Below are 14,043 nucleotides of genomic sequence, written 5' to 3' on the forward strand. Positions count from 1 at the left end.
GCCCATGTTCTGCGGCTCCTCGACATCGAGACGGATCGGCCAGCCGTCCTTGCCCGCGATCACCGCCTCGGTCTTGAAGTATTTGCTCGCCAGCACCTGGAGGTTGTGGAGCGCGCGCGGGACGACGGTGCCGACAATCACGCCGTTGACGTCGGCGCGGTCGAAGCCCTCGAGCGCGAGCAGCTGGCTCAGCCACACCGCATATTCGTCGCCGGTGCGGCGCGGATCGGTGGCGATGCGCCAGCGCGCCTTGATCTCGCGGCCCTCGAGCAGCGCGAAGACGACATTGGTGTTGCCGGCGTCGATGGCGAGCAGCATCCGGGACCCCTAGATCAGGAACACGTCGCCAGCGTGAATGACACGGCGTGCGCCGCTCGCCAAGCGCAGGATGAGCGCGCCGTCGCCGGTCAGGCCGTCGAACAGGCCCTCGATCGTCTCGCCATCGGGCAAGCGCGCGGTGAGCGCGGTGCCGGGGGCGTGAGCGCGGTCGAGCCAGCGCTGGCGGACCGGGTCGAGACCCTTCTGCCGCCAGCGCGCGAGCCAGCGGGCGAAGCTCTCGGCGAGGACGTCGAGGAAGGTGGCGGGGTCAGGCGCGGCGGCGTGGACCGCAAGGCTGGTGGTGGCGCGATCAGGCAGATCAGGATGATGCGCCAGGTTGACGCCGATGCCGATGACGATCGCGTCGTCTGCGCGTTCGAGCAGGATGCCCGAGAGCTTGGCGCCGTCGACGAGCAAGTCGTTGGGCCATTTGATGCAAAGACCGTGACCCCAGCGAAAGCTGGGGTCTTTCGCCTCACGCGGGCGCGCCCCGATGGAGAGATCCCAGCTTTCGCTGGGGTGACGGGATTGGAGGAAGACGCGCACCGCTTCCTCCAGCGCCACCGCGGCGACGAGCGCCAGCGTGGCGGCGGGCGGATCGGCGGGGCGCAGGCGGACGAGCGTGCTGGCGTAGAGATTGCCAGGCGGCGACTCCCATGCTCTGCCCTGGCGGCCCTTGCCGCCGGTCTGGCGCTCGGCACGGAGCCAGCTGCCCTCGCTCGCACCCGCCGTGGCGAGGTCGAGCATGTCGGCATTGGTCGAGCCGGTCTCAGCGACCGTGCGGATGCCAGGATGAAACGACATTCAGAAATCCTCCCCCGCTAGGGGGAGGTGGCGCCGAAGGCGACGGAGGGGGAGGACTCCCCAACGCCCGTCGTCGCATCCGCCCCCTCCGTCAGCCTTCGGCTGCCACCTCCCCCTGGCGGGGGAGGATTGGGAAAAGGTCGATACGACCTGACTGATCAGAACAAAGTCCGCGCGGCGGCCAGCGACCAGGCGCCGAGCGCCGGGATCAGCAGATAGCCGAGCGGCGAGACGAACAGCGCGGCGGCGGCGATCAGGCCGCCCTCGACCGGGTTGGTCTCGCGGCCGTATTCCGGTGCGGGTGCGTCGAAATACATCGTCTTTACGATCTTGAGGTAATAATAGGCGCCGATCACCGAGGCCGCGATGCCGATCGCGGCGAGCGGGAACAGCCCGGCCTTCACCGCCGCCTCGAACACCGCGAACTTGGCCCAGAAGCCGAACAGCGGCGGGATGCCCGCGAGGCTGAACATGAAGATCGCGAGCGCCGCCGCGAGCGCCGGACGCGTGCGCGACAGTCCGGAGAGGCTGGCGATCGTCTCGACGGGCTGGCCCTCGGTATCGCGCATCTGCAGCACGACGAGGAAGCTGCCGAGCGTCATGACGACGTAGATCGTCATATAGGTCAGCACGCCCGCCACGCCTTCGGCCGTGCCCGCGGCGAGGCCGATCAGCGCGAAGCCGACATTGTTGATCGAGGAGTAAGCGAGCAGGCGCTTGATGTTGCTCTGGCCGATCGCGGCGACCGCGCCGAGCACGATCGAGGCGAGCGCGGCGAAGACGACGATCTGGCGCCAGTCGCCGGTCACCGGGCCCATCGCCTCGATCGCGACGCGCGCGGCGAGCGCGATCGCGGCGACCTTGGGCGCCGAAGCGAAGAAGGTGGTCACCGGAGTCGGCGCGCCCTCGTACACGTCAGGCGTCCACATGTGGAAGGGGACGGCCGACATCTTGAAGGCGAGGCCGGCGAAGACGAAGACCAGGCCGAACAGCAGGCCGATCTTGGTCGAGCCCGCCGCGCCGGCATAGGCGGTGGCGATGTCGCCGAAAATCGTGGTGCCACTGAAGCCGTACACCAGGCTGATGCCGTAGAGCAGGATGCCCGAGGCGAGCGAGCCGAGGATGAAGTACTTCAGGCCCGCCTCGGCCGAGCGCACGTCGCGGCGCATGAAGCTCGCGAGGACATAGGCCGCGAGACTCTGCAGCTCGAGGCCGACATAGAGCGTCAGCAGGTCGGCCGCCGAGACCATCATCCCCATGCCCGCAGCGGAGAAGAGGATCAGGATCGGATATTCGGGACGCAGGTCCTCCCCGCTGGTGCGAGCGAAGAAACGCGGCGCGATGACGATCGAGACCGCGGCGGCGGCGAAGATCAGCACCTTGGCGAAGGCGGCGAACAGGTCGGCGCGATAGAGGCCGTCGAATGCAGTGCCGCCAGCCGAAGCCGGGCCGATCAGCGCGATGCCTGCGCCGGCCAGCACGAGGACCGAGACCCAGCTCACCGCGCGCGACACGGCCTGGCCGCCCCAGGCGGCGACCATCAGCAGCGCGAGCCCGCCCAGCGAGAGGACGATCTCGGGCAGCACCATCGAGAGTTGTGCGGCGTAGTCCATCAGTGTGCCGCTCCGTGCTCGGCGGGTTTATGCTCTTCGGCATGCGCGGCAGGCGCGACGGGGTTGCCCGGCGTCGGCAGGCTGTCGCCCGCCGGCTTGGCGCGCTCGATCCGCGCGAGCAGCGTCGCGACATCGTTGCGCATCGGAGCGAGGAAGCTCTCGGGATAGACGCCCATCCACAGCACCGCCGCGGCGATGGGCGCGAGCAGCGCCATCTCGCGCTTGTTGAGATCGGGCATCGCCTTGACGTCGTCCTTGACGAGGTCGCCGAACACGACGCGGCGGTAGAGGTAGAGCATGTACGCCGCGCCGAGGATGATGCCGGTGGTGGCGATCAGCGTGACCAAGGTCGAGACCTGGTACGAGCCGGTCAGCGCGAGGAACTCGCCGACGAAGTTGCTGGTGCCCGGCAGACCCACCGACGCCATGGTGAACAGCATGAACAGCACGGCGTATTTGGGCATGTTGACCGCGAGGCCGCCATAGCGGTCGATCTCGCGCGTGTGCAGGCGGTCATAGATGATGCCGACGCACAGGAACAGCGCGCCCGACACCAGGCCATGGCCCAGCATCACCATCATCGCGCCCTCGATGCCCTGGCGGTTGAAGGTGAACAGGCCGATCGTGACGATCGCCATGTGCGCGACCGACGAATAGGCGATGAGCTTCTTCATGTCGTTCTGAACCAGCGCGATAAGGCTGGTGACCACCACCGCGACGCACGACAGGCCGAACACCAGCCAGATGAGCTGCGCCGACGCCTCAGGGAACATCGGCAGGCTGAAGCGCAGGAAGCCGTAGCCGCCGAGCTTCAACAGCACGCCGGCCAGGATCACCGAGCCCGCGGTCGGCGCCTGCACGTGCGCGTCGGGCAGCCAGGTGTGGACCGGCCACATCGGCATCTTGACCGCGAACGAGGCGAAGAAGGCGAGCCACAGCCAGGTCTGGACATGCGCCGGGAAGTCGTACGCCATCAGGTCGGGGATGTAGGTCGTGCCCGCGGTGATGGTCATGTACATCATCGCGATCAGCATCAGCACCGAGCCGAGCAGCGTGTAGAGGAAGAACTTGTAGCTCGCGTAGATGCGGTTCGCGCCGCCCCAGATGCCGATGATCAGGAACATCGGGATCAGGCCGGCCTCGAAGAACACGTAGAACAGGAAGATGTCCTGCGCCGCGAAGGTGCCGATCATCAGCACTTCGGTGATCAGGAACGCGGCCATGTACTCTTGGACACGGTCGGTGATCGCTTCCCAGCTCGCGCCGATGCAGATCGGCATCAGGAATACCGAGAGCAGGATCAGCAGCAGCGCGAAGCCGTCGATGCCGAGCGCCCAGGCGAAGCGGCCGAACAGCGGGACGTTCTCGACGAACTGCCATTGCGGTCCGCCGACCTCGAAACTGGCCCAGAGCACGCCGCCGAGCGCGAGATCGACCAGGGTCGCGCCGAGCGCGATCCAGCGCGCCTGGTTCGCATTGACGAACAGGCAGACCAGCGCCGCGGCGAGCGGCACGATCAGCATGAGGGAGAGAATGCCGCTCATCGCGCGATCACCCAGGTAACGGCTGCGGTCAGGCCGATCAGCATGACGAACGCATAGCTATAGACATATCCGGACTGGAGCTTGCCGGTCAGCACGCTGCCGAGCTTGACCACCGCCGCCGAGCCGTTGGGTCCGAAGCGGTCGATCGTGCCCTCGTCGCCCTTCTTCCAGAAGAGACGGCCGAACCAGAAAGCGGGCTTGACGAAGAGCACGTGGTAGAGCTCGTCGAAATACCATTTGTTGAGCAGGAAGCGGTACAGCAAGCGGAAGGTCTGCGTGAACCGCGCCGGGATATCGGGCTTCCAGATATAGGCGATCCAGGCGGTCGCGAGGCCGAGCAGCATCACGATCGTCGCCGACAGCTTCACCCACAGCGGCACCTCATGCATCGCATGGGCCAGATGCTCGTCGAACGCGACGGCGCCCTTCCAGAAGATCTCGCCGGCCTCAGGCTGGATGAAATAATGGTTGAACGCGAAGCCCGCGAACACCGCGCCGACCGACAGCAGCAGTAGCGGGATCATCATCGGCAGCGGGCTCTCGTGCGGGTGATAGCCACCGGTGCCGTCGCCATGCTCCGCGTGCGCCAGTTCGTGCGCGCCTGGAGCATGCTCGGCGGGCGCATGGCCCGCGTCCTCAGCCGCCGGCGCATCATGGTGATGGCCATGATCGTGCAGCGCGTGCTGGATATGCTCCGACTGAGTCCAGCGCGGCTTGCCCCAGAAGGTGAGGAACATCAGGCGCCAGCTGTAGAAGCTGGTGAGCAAAGCGGCGAACACGCCGACCCAGAAGGCACCCTGCCCCGCCCCGCCCGCGGCATAGGCCGCCTCGAGGATCGCATCCTTCGAGTGGAAGCCGGCGAAACCGGCATGGAGCCAGTAGATACCGACGCCGGTGATCGCGAGCGTGCCCGCCATCATCGTCCAGAAGGTGATCGGAATGTGTTTCCGCAGGCCGCCATAATAGCGCATGTCCTGCTCGTGGTGCATCGCATGGATCACCGAGCCCGCGCCGAGGAACAGCAGCGCCTTGAAGAAGGCGTGGGTGAACAGATGGAACATCGCTGCGCCATACATGCCGACGCCCGCGGCGAAGAACATGTAGCCGAGCTGCGAGCAGGTCGAATAGGCGATCACGCGCTTGATGTCGGTCTGGGTCGTGCCGACCGTCGCGGCGAACAGGCAGGTGGCGGCGCCGATGAAGGTGACGAAGCCCAGCGCTACCGGCGACTGCTCGAACAAAGGCGACAGGCGGCAGACCATGAACACGCCCGCAGTGACCATCGTCGCGGCGTGGATCAGCGCCGACACCGGGGTCGGGCCCTCCATCGCGTCGGGCAACCAGGTGTGCAGGCCGAGCTGCGCCGACTTACCCATCGCGCCGACGAACAGCAGCAGGCAGAGCACGGTCAGCGTATCGAAGCGATAGCCGAGGAAGCCGATGGTGCTGCCGGCATGGCTCGGCGCGGCGGCGAGAATCTCGGGGATCGAGATCGTGCCGAACACCAGGAACACGCCGAAGATGCCGAGCATGAAGCCCAAATCGCCGACGCGGTTGACCACGAACGCCTTGATGGCGGCGGCATTGGCCGAGGGCTTCTTGAACCAGAAGCCGATCAGCAGGTAGCTCGCCAGGCCGACGCCTTCCCAGCCGAAGAACATCTGAAGCAGATTGTCGGCGGTCACCAGCATCAACATCGCGAAGGTGAACAGCGAGAGATATGCGAAGAAGCGCGGCTGGTCCGGATCCTCGTCCATGTATCCCCAGCTGTAGAGGTGGACGAGGCTCGACACGCTCGTCACCACCACCAGCATCACTGCGGTCAGGCTATCGACGCGCAGGCCCCAGCTGACGTCGAGATCGCCCGAGCGCATCCAGGTGAAGACCTGCGCGACGTGCGGCTCGGCGGTGCCCGACATATAGGCGAGGAAGATCGGCCAGCTCAGTGCAGCCGAGACGAACAGCGCGCCCGTGGTGACGATCTTGGGGAACGCCGTACCGAACGCGCGGTTGCTGAAGCCCGCGATTGCCGCCGCGAGCAGCGGCAGGAAAACGATGAAATGGATCGAAGACATCAGCCCTTCATCCGATTGACGTCGTCGACCGAGATCGTGCCGCGGCCGCGGAAGTAGATGACGAGGATGGCGAGCCCGATCGCGGCCTCACCCGCGGCGACGGTCAGCACGAACATCGCGAAGATCTGGCCGACCAGGTCGCCCAGCGCGGCGCTGAACGCCACCAGGTTCAGGTTCACCGACAGCAGGATCAGCTCGATCGCCATCAGGATGACGATCAGGTTCTTCCGGTTGAGGAAGATGCCGAGCACGCCCATGGTGAACAGGATCGCGCTGACGACGAGATAGTGAGTGAGGCCGATCACAGCTCCACCCCCTGCCCCACGGGCTGATTGACCTTGCGGATGGCATCCTCCGAACGGCGGTTGATCTGGCGCCAGACATTCTGCTGCATCACCCCGCCGCGCTTGCGGTGGGTGAGGACGATCGCGCCGATCATCGCGACGAGCAGGACGAAGCCGGCAGCCTCGAACACATAGAGATAGCGGGTGTAGAGCAGCAGCCCCATCGCCTTGATGTTGGGAACCTGGCCGAGCGCGGTATCCGCGTCGGTCGGCGCGATGCGGCTCGAGAGATCGACCCCGCCCGCGCTCCATGCACCCACGCCGATCACCACCTCGGCGAGCAGCACGATCGCGATGGCGAGGCCGAACATGGCATAGCGCACGAAGCCCGCGCGCAGCTCGGCAAAGTCGATGTCGAGCATCATAACGACGAACAGGAACAGCACGGCGACCGCGCCGACATAGACGATGACCAGCAGCATCGCGATGAACTCGGCCCCGGCGAGCACCATCAGCCCGGCGGCGTTGAAGAACGCCAGGATCAGCCACAGCACCGAATGCACCGGGTTGCGCGCAGTGATCGTCATCGCGGCGGCGAGGATCACCACGGCGGCGAACAGATAGAAGGCGATTGCTTGGATCACGGAATCATGTGCCCCTTTGGTGCGCGCGCTTACCGGTACGGTGCATCGGCGGCAAGGTTCGCGGCGATCGCGCGCTCCCAGCGGTCGCCGTTCGCGAGCAGCTTGTCCTTGTGGTAGATGAGCTCCTCGCGGGTTTCGGTCGCGAACTCGAAATTCGGCCCTTCGACGATGGCATCGACCGGGCAGGCTTCCTGGCACAGACCGCAATAGATGCACTTGGTCATGTCGATGTCGTAGCGCGTAGTGCGGCGGCTGCCGTCCTCGCGCGGCTCGGCTTCGATCGTGATCGCCAGCGCCGGGCAGATCGCCTCGCAGAGCTTGCACGCGATGCAGCGCTCCTCGCCGTTGGGATAGCGGCGCAGCGCATGTTCGCCGCGGAAGCGGGGCGAGAGCGGGTTCTTCTCGTACGGGTAGTTGATCGTCGCCTTGGGCTTGAAGAAGTACCTGAGCGTGAGGGCGTGCGCCTTCACGAACTCCCACAAGGTGAACGAACGGACGAGTTGGGCGACGCTCATGCGGCAACTCCGACGCGGGTCAACATGAGATACCCGGAGATGAGGAACACGAAGATCAGCGACAGCGGCAGGAAGATCTTCCAGCCCAGCCGCATCAGCTGGTCATAGCGGTAGCGCGGGACGGTCGCCTTCACCCAGGAGAAGACGAAGAAGAAGAACAGGATCTTGGCGAACAGCCAGATGATGCCCGGGACGTCAAACCACGGGATCAGATCGATGTTCAGCGGAGGCAGGTAGCCGCCCCAGAACAGCGTCGCGTTGAGCGTGCACATCAGGATGACGTTGGCGTACTCGCCGAGCCAGTAGAGCGCGAACGCCATCGACGAATATTCGGTCTGATAGCCGGCGACGAGCTCGCTCTCCGCCTCGGTCAGGTCGAACGGCGCGCGCTGGGTCTCGGCGAGCGAGGAGATCAGGAACACCACCGCCATCGGGAACAGCAGCGGGTTGAAGCCATAGCCGTTGACGATGCCGAGGATGTGGCCCTTCTGTCCCTCGACGATGCCCGACAGGTTGAAGGTCCCCGCCCACAGCACCACCGCGATCAGCACGAAGCCGATCGAGACTTCGTAGCTCACCATCTGCGCCGCGGCGCGGATCGCCGAGTAGAAGGGGTATTTCGAGTTCGACGCCCAGCCCGCGAGGATGATGCCGTAGACGCCGAGCGATGAGGCGGCGAGGATGTAGAGCAGGCCGACATTGATGTTCGACAGCACCACGCCCGCCTGGAACGGCACCACCGCCCATACGATCAATGCGACCGTAAACGTGATGATCGGCGCGAGCAGGAACAGGCCCTTGTTCGCGCTCGACGGGATGATCGTTTCCTGAAGGAAGACCTTGAGGCCGTCGGCGAAGGACTGGAGCAGGCCGAGCGGGCCGACGACGTTGGGGCCGCGGCGCAGCGCCATCGCCGCCCAGATCTTGCGATCGGCATAGATGATCATCGCCACCGCCAGCATCAGCGGCAGCGCGATCAGCAGGATGCCCGCGATCGTCGCAACGAACCACGCCCATTCGAAGGGCAGGCCGACGATGTTCTGGAAGAAGTCGGTCACTCTGCGGCCTCCGCGAAGTCCTGGCCGTGGATCAGCTCGGCCGAGCAGCGCTGCATCGTCGGCGAGGCGCGGCAGATGGCGTTGGTGAGGTAGAAGTCGGCGATCGGGTAAGCGACCTCGCCTTCGCCCGCGGCGTCGAGCGCCGGCGGGTTCCACTCGAACGACGCGAGCCCTTCCTCGGCCAGCGCCGGGGTGTCGGCGAACATCTGGGCGCGGAGCTGCTCGAAGCTGTCGAACGGCAGCGTCTTGCCGAGCTTCTCCGACAGCGCACGCAGGATCGTCCAGTCCTCGCGCGCGTCGCCGGGGGCGAACACGGCCTTGTCGCCGCGCTGCACGCGCCCTTCGAGATTGACGTAAGTCCCCGCCTTTTCGGCATAGCTCGCGCCAGGCAGGATCACGTCCGCGGCATGCGCGCCCTTGTCGCCATGATGGCCGATATAGACGTTGAAGCTGTTGGCGAAGTTCGAGAAATCGACCTCGTCGGCGCCGAGGAAGAAGGTCAGCTTGGGGCTCGCCGCGACGATGTCGGCGATGCCGCCCTTGCATGCGAAGCCGAGCATCAGCCCGCCCATGCGGCTCGCCGCCATGTGCAGCACGTTGAAGCCGTTCCAACCGTCGCGGACGAGGTTGAGCTTCTTGGCCAGCGCGAGGCTCGCGCCATGGCCGTTCTTGAGCGCAGCGCCGCCGACGATGACCAGCGGGCGCTGCGCGTCCTTGAATGCGTCCGCGGCGGCCTTGGGCAGCTTGCCGAGCAGGCCAAGATCGTTGCCCAGCCACGTCGCCTTGTAGGTCAGGTCGACCTCGGGGCCGATCGCGAAGACCTTCGCACCCTTCTTGATCGCCTTGCGCACGCGCGTGTTCACCAGCGGCGCTTCCCAGCGCAGATTGGTGCCGACGAGCAGGACGACATCCGCCTCCTCGACCCCTGCGATGGTGGTGTTGAAGTTGACCGCGGCCATGCTGGTCGCGTCATAGGCCATGCCGGTCTGGCGGCCTTCGAGCAGGTCCGAGCCGAACGACTTGACCAGCGCCTTGGCGGCGAAGATCGTTTCGCAATCGAGTAGGTCACCGTGAATTGCGGCGACCTTGTCTCCCGCCCCCTTGGCAGCGACCGCGATCGCTTCGAACGCCTCGTCCCAGCTCGCTTCGACCAGCTTGCCGTCGCGGCGGACATAGGGCTTGTCGAGGCGGCGGCGCGAGAGGCCGTCGACATGGTGGCGCGTCTTGTCGTGCGCCCATTCCTCGTTCACGTCCTCGTTGATCCGCGGCAGCGCGCGCAGCACGCCACGGCCGCGGCTGTCGATGCGGATGTTGGTGCCGACGGCATCCATCACATCGATCGCGAGGGTCTTCTTGAGCTCCCACGGCCGTGCCTCGAAGGCATAGGGCTTCGACGTCAGCGCGCCGACCGGGCAGAGATCGACGACGTTGCCCGACAGCTCCGACGTCACCGCCTGCTCGAGGTACGAGGTGATCTGCATGTTCTCGCCGCGATAGATCGCGCCGATTTCCTCCACGCCCGCCACTTCCTCGGCGAAGCGCACGCAGCGAGTGCACTGGATGCAGCGAGTCATCACCGTCTTGACGATGGGACCCATGTACTTCTCGGTCACCGCGCGCTTGTTCTCGGTATAGCGGCTGTGCCCGCGACCGTACGCGATCGACTGGTCCTGCAGGTCGCACTCGCCGCCCTGGTCGCAGATCGGGCAGTCGAGCGGGTGGTTGATCAGCAGGAACTCCATCACGCCCTCGCGCGCGGCCTTGACCATCGCGCTGTCGGTGCGGATCTCCTGATTGTCGGCGGCTGGCAGCGCGCACGACGCCTGGGGCTTGGGCGGCCCCGGCTTCACCTCGACCAGGCACATGCGGCAGTTGCCGGCGATCGACAGCCGCTCGTGATAGCAGAAGCGGGGAATTTCCTTCCCCGCCGCTTCGCATGCCTGCAGGACGGTGGCGCCCTGCGGGACTTCGACTTCGATCCCGTCAACGGTTACTTTGGGCATATCAGTTTCTCGAGGCCACCGCGGCCGTTGCGTGAATGCTGCGGAATGCGGCGGTCGCCAGCATCGCGCGCAGGCCGTCGATCGAAATCTGGACCTGCGGATTGTTGAGGCAGCGCGCCATCACCGGCTGGACCGCGTCCGCCGCCGCCTTCTCGCCATCGCTGGCGACCTCGCTCGCGAACAGCTTGGCGACGTCGTCGGGGACCGAGCGCACCACACACATCGCGGCGCTGTCGGTAGGCGAATAGGTCGAGGCGGCAGGCTTTGCCGCTGCCTTGGCGAGCTCGACATTGACCGGCCGGCCATCGCGCTCGACCAGCCGCTCGGCGATCGCACCGGCGAGCAGCAGCCGGCTCGCGCGCATACGGTACCAGCCGCGCGATTCCGGGCAGAGGCGGTTGGCGTCGACCAGTTGGTCGATCGCGCGGCGATAGGTCGGGGTGCGGAAGTCGCCGGCGAGCGTGGCGGTCGCCTTGGCTGTGCTGGCATTGGCGATGCACGCGCCGAAGCGCTGGATCGTCCGCAGCGCCTCGGGCGTCGAGCGCGCCGGCATCATGCGCGCGTCCATGTCGCGGAGCTGATCGTTGCTGGGCGCGGGCCGCCCGTCACGATCGGACAAGCGCGGCTGTTCCTGCGGCGTCTGCTGGAACGCGAGAGTCATGGCGAACAGGGTAACGATCATTCCGCTGCCTCCTGCATGGTGCCCAGTCCACCACCCTGCTTCTCGGTGATGCGGCGTTCGATCTCCGGACGGAAATGCTTGATCAGGCCCTGGATCGGCCAAGCCGCCGCGTCGCCGAGGGCGCAGATGGTGTGGCCCTCGACCTGCTTGGTGACGTTGTAGAGCGTGTCGATCTCACTGATGTCGGCGTCGCCGGTGCGCAGCCGCTCCATCACGCGCCACATCCAGCCGGTGCCCTCCCGGCACGGCGTGCACTGGCCGCAACTCTCATGCTTGTAGAAATAGCTGATGCGGCTGATCGCCTTCACGATGTCGGTGGACTTGTCCATGACGATGATCGCCGCGGTGCCGAGGCCCGAGCCCAGCGCGCGCAGGCCGTCGAAGTCCATCGGACAGTCCATGATCTGCTCGGCGGGCACCAGCGGCACCGACGAACCGCCGGGGATCACCGCGAGGAGATTGTCCCAGCCGCCGCGGATGCCGCCGCAATGCTTCTCGATCAGCTCGCGGAACGGGATGCTCATCGCTTCCTCGACCACGCACGGCTTCTCGACATGGCCGCTGATCTGGAACAGCTTGGTGCCGCGGTTGTTCTCCGCGCCGAAGCTCGCGAACCATTCGGGCGAGCGGCGCAGGATCGTCGGGACGACCGCGATGCTCTCGACATTGTTGACCGTCGTCGGGCAGCCATAGAGGCCGGCGCCCGCCGGGAACGGGGGCTTGAGCCGCGGCTGGCCCTTCTTGCCCTCCAGGCTCTCGATCATCGCGGTCTCTTCGCCGCAGATGTACGCGCCCGCGCCGCGGTGGCAGAACACGTCGAAGTCATAGCCCGAGCCGCAGGCATTCTTGCCGAGCAGGCCCTTGGCGTAAGCTTCCTCGATCGCCGCGAACAGCGTCTCGGCCTCGCGGATATATTCGCCGCGGATGTAGATGTACGCCGCCCGTGCGCGCATCGCGAAGCCGGCGACCAGCGCGCCCTCGAGCAGCTTGTGCGGATCGTGGCGGATGATCTCGCGGTCCTTGCACGAGCCCGGCTCGGACTCGTCGGCGTTGATCACCAGGAAGCTCGGGCGCTCGGGCGTCGGGTTCTTGGGCATGAAGCTCCACTTCATGCCGGTCGGGAAGCCCGCGCCGCCGCGGCCGCGCAGGCCCGAGGCCTTGACCTGCTCGATGATCGCGTCCTGGCCGATCTCGAGCAGTTTCTTGGTATTGTCCCAATCCCCGCGCTTGAGCGCAGCCGAGAGCTGCCACGGCTGGTAGCCGTAGAGGTTGGTGAAGATCCGGTCCTTGTCAGCGAGCATGACGGACTCCGAAGGATGCCGTCACCCCAGCGAAAGCTGGGGCCTCGTGCGGCAAGCGCGCGCTTTGAAACGGGGAGACCCCAGCTTTCGCTGGGGTGACGGAGATACGGATCACTTCGGCCCCCCGATGCGCTTGTTGTCCTTGACCGCGAGATACACGGCCACGCCGACGCCGATCAGCAGCAGCGGCACGAACAGCTTGACGGCGAGCTTGAGCACCCAGCCGAGGACGACGATGCCGCCGATGACGGCAAGGATCGTGACGATCGTGTTCTTGTTCATGCCTTATGCTCCGGATCAGGCGCGCCAGGCTTGCTCGACGGGAAGAAGCGAAGCGCGCCAAACAGGATCGCGAGGATCAGCCAGACGACCCAATTGTCCCCCTGAAGGAACTTGAAGACGGCCAGCAGCAGGAAGATGAGGCCGATGATCGGCACGCTCTTCTTGACGGGTTCGGGCATCACCATTCCCCCCGGTAATCGTGATTGGCATCGACCATCGCCTTGAGCGTGGTCGGCCCGCCGAGCGGCTCGACGGTATGGCGGCCCGGCTCCTGCGTACCGGTCTTGGGCTGCTGCCCCTGCGCCAGCGCATCGAGGATCGCGACGGTGCGGTCGTAGTCGAGATCCTCGTAATTGTCGTCGTTGATCTGGACCATCGGCGCCGACGCGCAATTGCCCATGCACTCGACCTCGGTCAGCGTGAACAGGCCGTCGGGCGTGGTCTTGCCTTTGGCGAGGCCGCGGTTCTTGCAGGCCGAGAACACGTCGTCCGACCCGCGCAGCCAGCACGGCGTCGTGCCGCACACCTGGACGTGATACTTCCCGACCGGGTGGAGGTTGAACATGGTATAGAAGGTCGCGACCTCCAGCACGCGGATCACCGCCAGGTCCAGCTCACGCGCGACGAATTCGATCACCGGGACCGGCAGCCAGCCCTGCGTATCCGTCTCAGCCCCGACCTGGCGCTGGGCGAGGTCGAGATAGGGGATGGTGCAGCTCATCTGCCGCCCGGCGGGATAGCGCGCGCGAATGGTCTTCGCCTTCTCGGCATTTTCCGCGGTCCAGGCGAACCCGCCCCAGCGTGCGCGGAGTTCCGGCGTGTCTTCGATTGCGTTTGCGTCGGCCATTAGCGGATGAACTCCACGCGGCTCACCTTGTCGCCGCTGAAGGTGTAGATGGACATGACCTCGAACCGCTCGC

The 14,043-nt window shown here is 66.1% G+C and carries 15 protein-coding genes; all 15 read right to left on the reverse strand.

Features of this window, described 5'->3' with window-relative positions; genetic code table 11:
* On the reverse strand, nucleotides 1–318 hold a 318-nt coding region (locus ABDV68_RS13615; RefSeq protein WP_343520581.1), incomplete at its 3' end, for a type III pantothenate kinase.
* Between the two features lie 9 nt (nucleotides 319–327).
* Entirely contained in the window at nucleotides 328–1,065 is a 738-nt protein-coding gene (locus tag ABDV68_RS13620) for a biotin--[acetyl-CoA-carboxylase] ligase (protein WP_343520598.1), read from the reverse strand.
* A gap of 215 nt (nucleotides 1,066–1,280) precedes the next feature.
* On the reverse strand, nucleotides 1,281–2,735 hold the full coding sequence (nuoN, locus tag ABDV68_RS13625) for an NADH-quinone oxidoreductase subunit NuoN (protein ID WP_343520582.1): 1,455 nt from the start codon (nucleotides 2,733–2,735) through the stop codon (nucleotides 1,281–1,283).
* Entirely contained in the window at nucleotides 2,735–4,279 is a 1,545-nt protein-coding gene (locus ABDV68_RS13630) for an NADH-quinone oxidoreductase subunit M (RefSeq protein WP_343520583.1), read from the reverse strand. The genes nuoN and ABDV68_RS13630 overlap by 1 nt, the downstream gene beginning before the upstream one ends.
* Nucleotides 4,276–6,354, reverse strand: coding sequence for an NADH-quinone oxidoreductase subunit L (gene nuoL, locus ABDV68_RS13635; protein ID WP_343520584.1), 2,079 nt, complete (start codon nucleotides 6,352–6,354; stop codon nucleotides 4,276–4,278). The genes ABDV68_RS13630 and nuoL overlap by 4 nt, the downstream gene beginning before the upstream one ends.
* On the reverse strand, nucleotides 6,354–6,659 hold the full coding sequence (gene nuoK / locus ABDV68_RS13640; RefSeq protein WP_265116782.1) for an NADH-quinone oxidoreductase subunit NuoK: 306 nt from the start codon (nucleotides 6,657–6,659) through the stop codon (nucleotides 6,354–6,356). Before nuoK ends, nuoL begins: the two co-directional genes overlap by 1 nt.
* Nucleotides 6,656–7,282, reverse strand: coding sequence for an NADH-quinone oxidoreductase subunit J (locus ABDV68_RS13645; RefSeq protein ID WP_343520586.1), 627 nt, complete (start codon nucleotides 7,280–7,282; stop codon nucleotides 6,656–6,658). Before ABDV68_RS13645 ends, nuoK begins: the two co-directional genes overlap by 4 nt.
* A 29-nt stretch (nucleotides 7,283–7,311) precedes the next feature.
* Nucleotides 7,312–7,797 carry an NADH-quinone oxidoreductase subunit NuoI gene (gene nuoI, locus ABDV68_RS13650; protein ID WP_343520588.1) on the reverse strand — a complete coding sequence of 162 codons (486 nt, stop codon included), beginning with the start codon at nucleotides 7,795–7,797 and terminating at the stop codon, nucleotides 7,312–7,314.
* A complete protein-coding gene (nuoH, locus tag ABDV68_RS13655; protein WP_343520589.1) occupies nucleotides 7,794–8,855 on the reverse strand; it encodes an NADH-quinone oxidoreductase subunit NuoH in 1,062 nt (353 codons plus the stop codon). The genes nuoI and nuoH overlap by 4 nt, the downstream gene beginning before the upstream one ends.
* Nucleotides 8,852–10,858 carry an NADH-quinone oxidoreductase subunit NuoG gene (nuoG, locus tag ABDV68_RS13660; protein WP_343520590.1) on the reverse strand — a complete coding sequence of 669 codons (2,007 nt, stop codon included), beginning with the start codon at nucleotides 10,856–10,858 and terminating at the stop codon, nucleotides 8,852–8,854. The genes nuoH and nuoG overlap by 4 nt, the downstream gene beginning before the upstream one ends.
* Nucleotide 10,859: 1 nt before the next feature.
* A complete protein-coding gene (locus ABDV68_RS13665) occupies nucleotides 10,860–11,540 on the reverse strand; it encodes a hypothetical protein (protein ID WP_343520591.1) in 681 nt (226 codons plus the stop codon).
* On the reverse strand, nucleotides 11,537–12,841 hold the full coding sequence (gene nuoF, locus ABDV68_RS13670; RefSeq protein ID WP_343520592.1) for an NADH-quinone oxidoreductase subunit NuoF: 1,305 nt from the start codon (nucleotides 12,839–12,841) through the stop codon (nucleotides 11,537–11,539). Before nuoF ends, ABDV68_RS13665 begins: the two co-directional genes overlap by 4 nt.
* A 111-nt stretch (nucleotides 12,842–12,952) precedes the next feature.
* Nucleotides 12,953–13,123: a hypothetical protein gene (locus ABDV68_RS13675; protein WP_343520593.1), complete on the reverse strand. Its 171-nt coding sequence runs from the start codon at nucleotides 13,121–13,123 to the stop codon at nucleotides 12,953–12,955.
* Nucleotides 13,120–13,302 carry a hypothetical protein gene (locus tag ABDV68_RS13680; protein WP_343520594.1) on the reverse strand — a complete coding sequence of 61 codons (183 nt, stop codon included), beginning with the start codon at nucleotides 13,300–13,302 and terminating at the stop codon, nucleotides 13,120–13,122. Before ABDV68_RS13680 ends, ABDV68_RS13675 begins: the two co-directional genes overlap by 4 nt.
* A complete protein-coding gene (locus ABDV68_RS13685) occupies nucleotides 13,302–13,970 on the reverse strand; it encodes an NAD(P)H-dependent oxidoreductase subunit E (protein WP_343520596.1) in 669 nt (222 codons plus the stop codon). The genes ABDV68_RS13680 and ABDV68_RS13685 overlap by 1 nt, the downstream gene beginning before the upstream one ends.
* Nucleotides 13,971–14,043: the final 73 nt, after the last annotated feature.

This window comes from Sphingomonas sp. (assembly GCF_039595165.1).
Lineage (GTDB): Bacteria > Pseudomonadota > Alphaproteobacteria > Sphingomonadales > Sphingomonadaceae > Sphingomonas.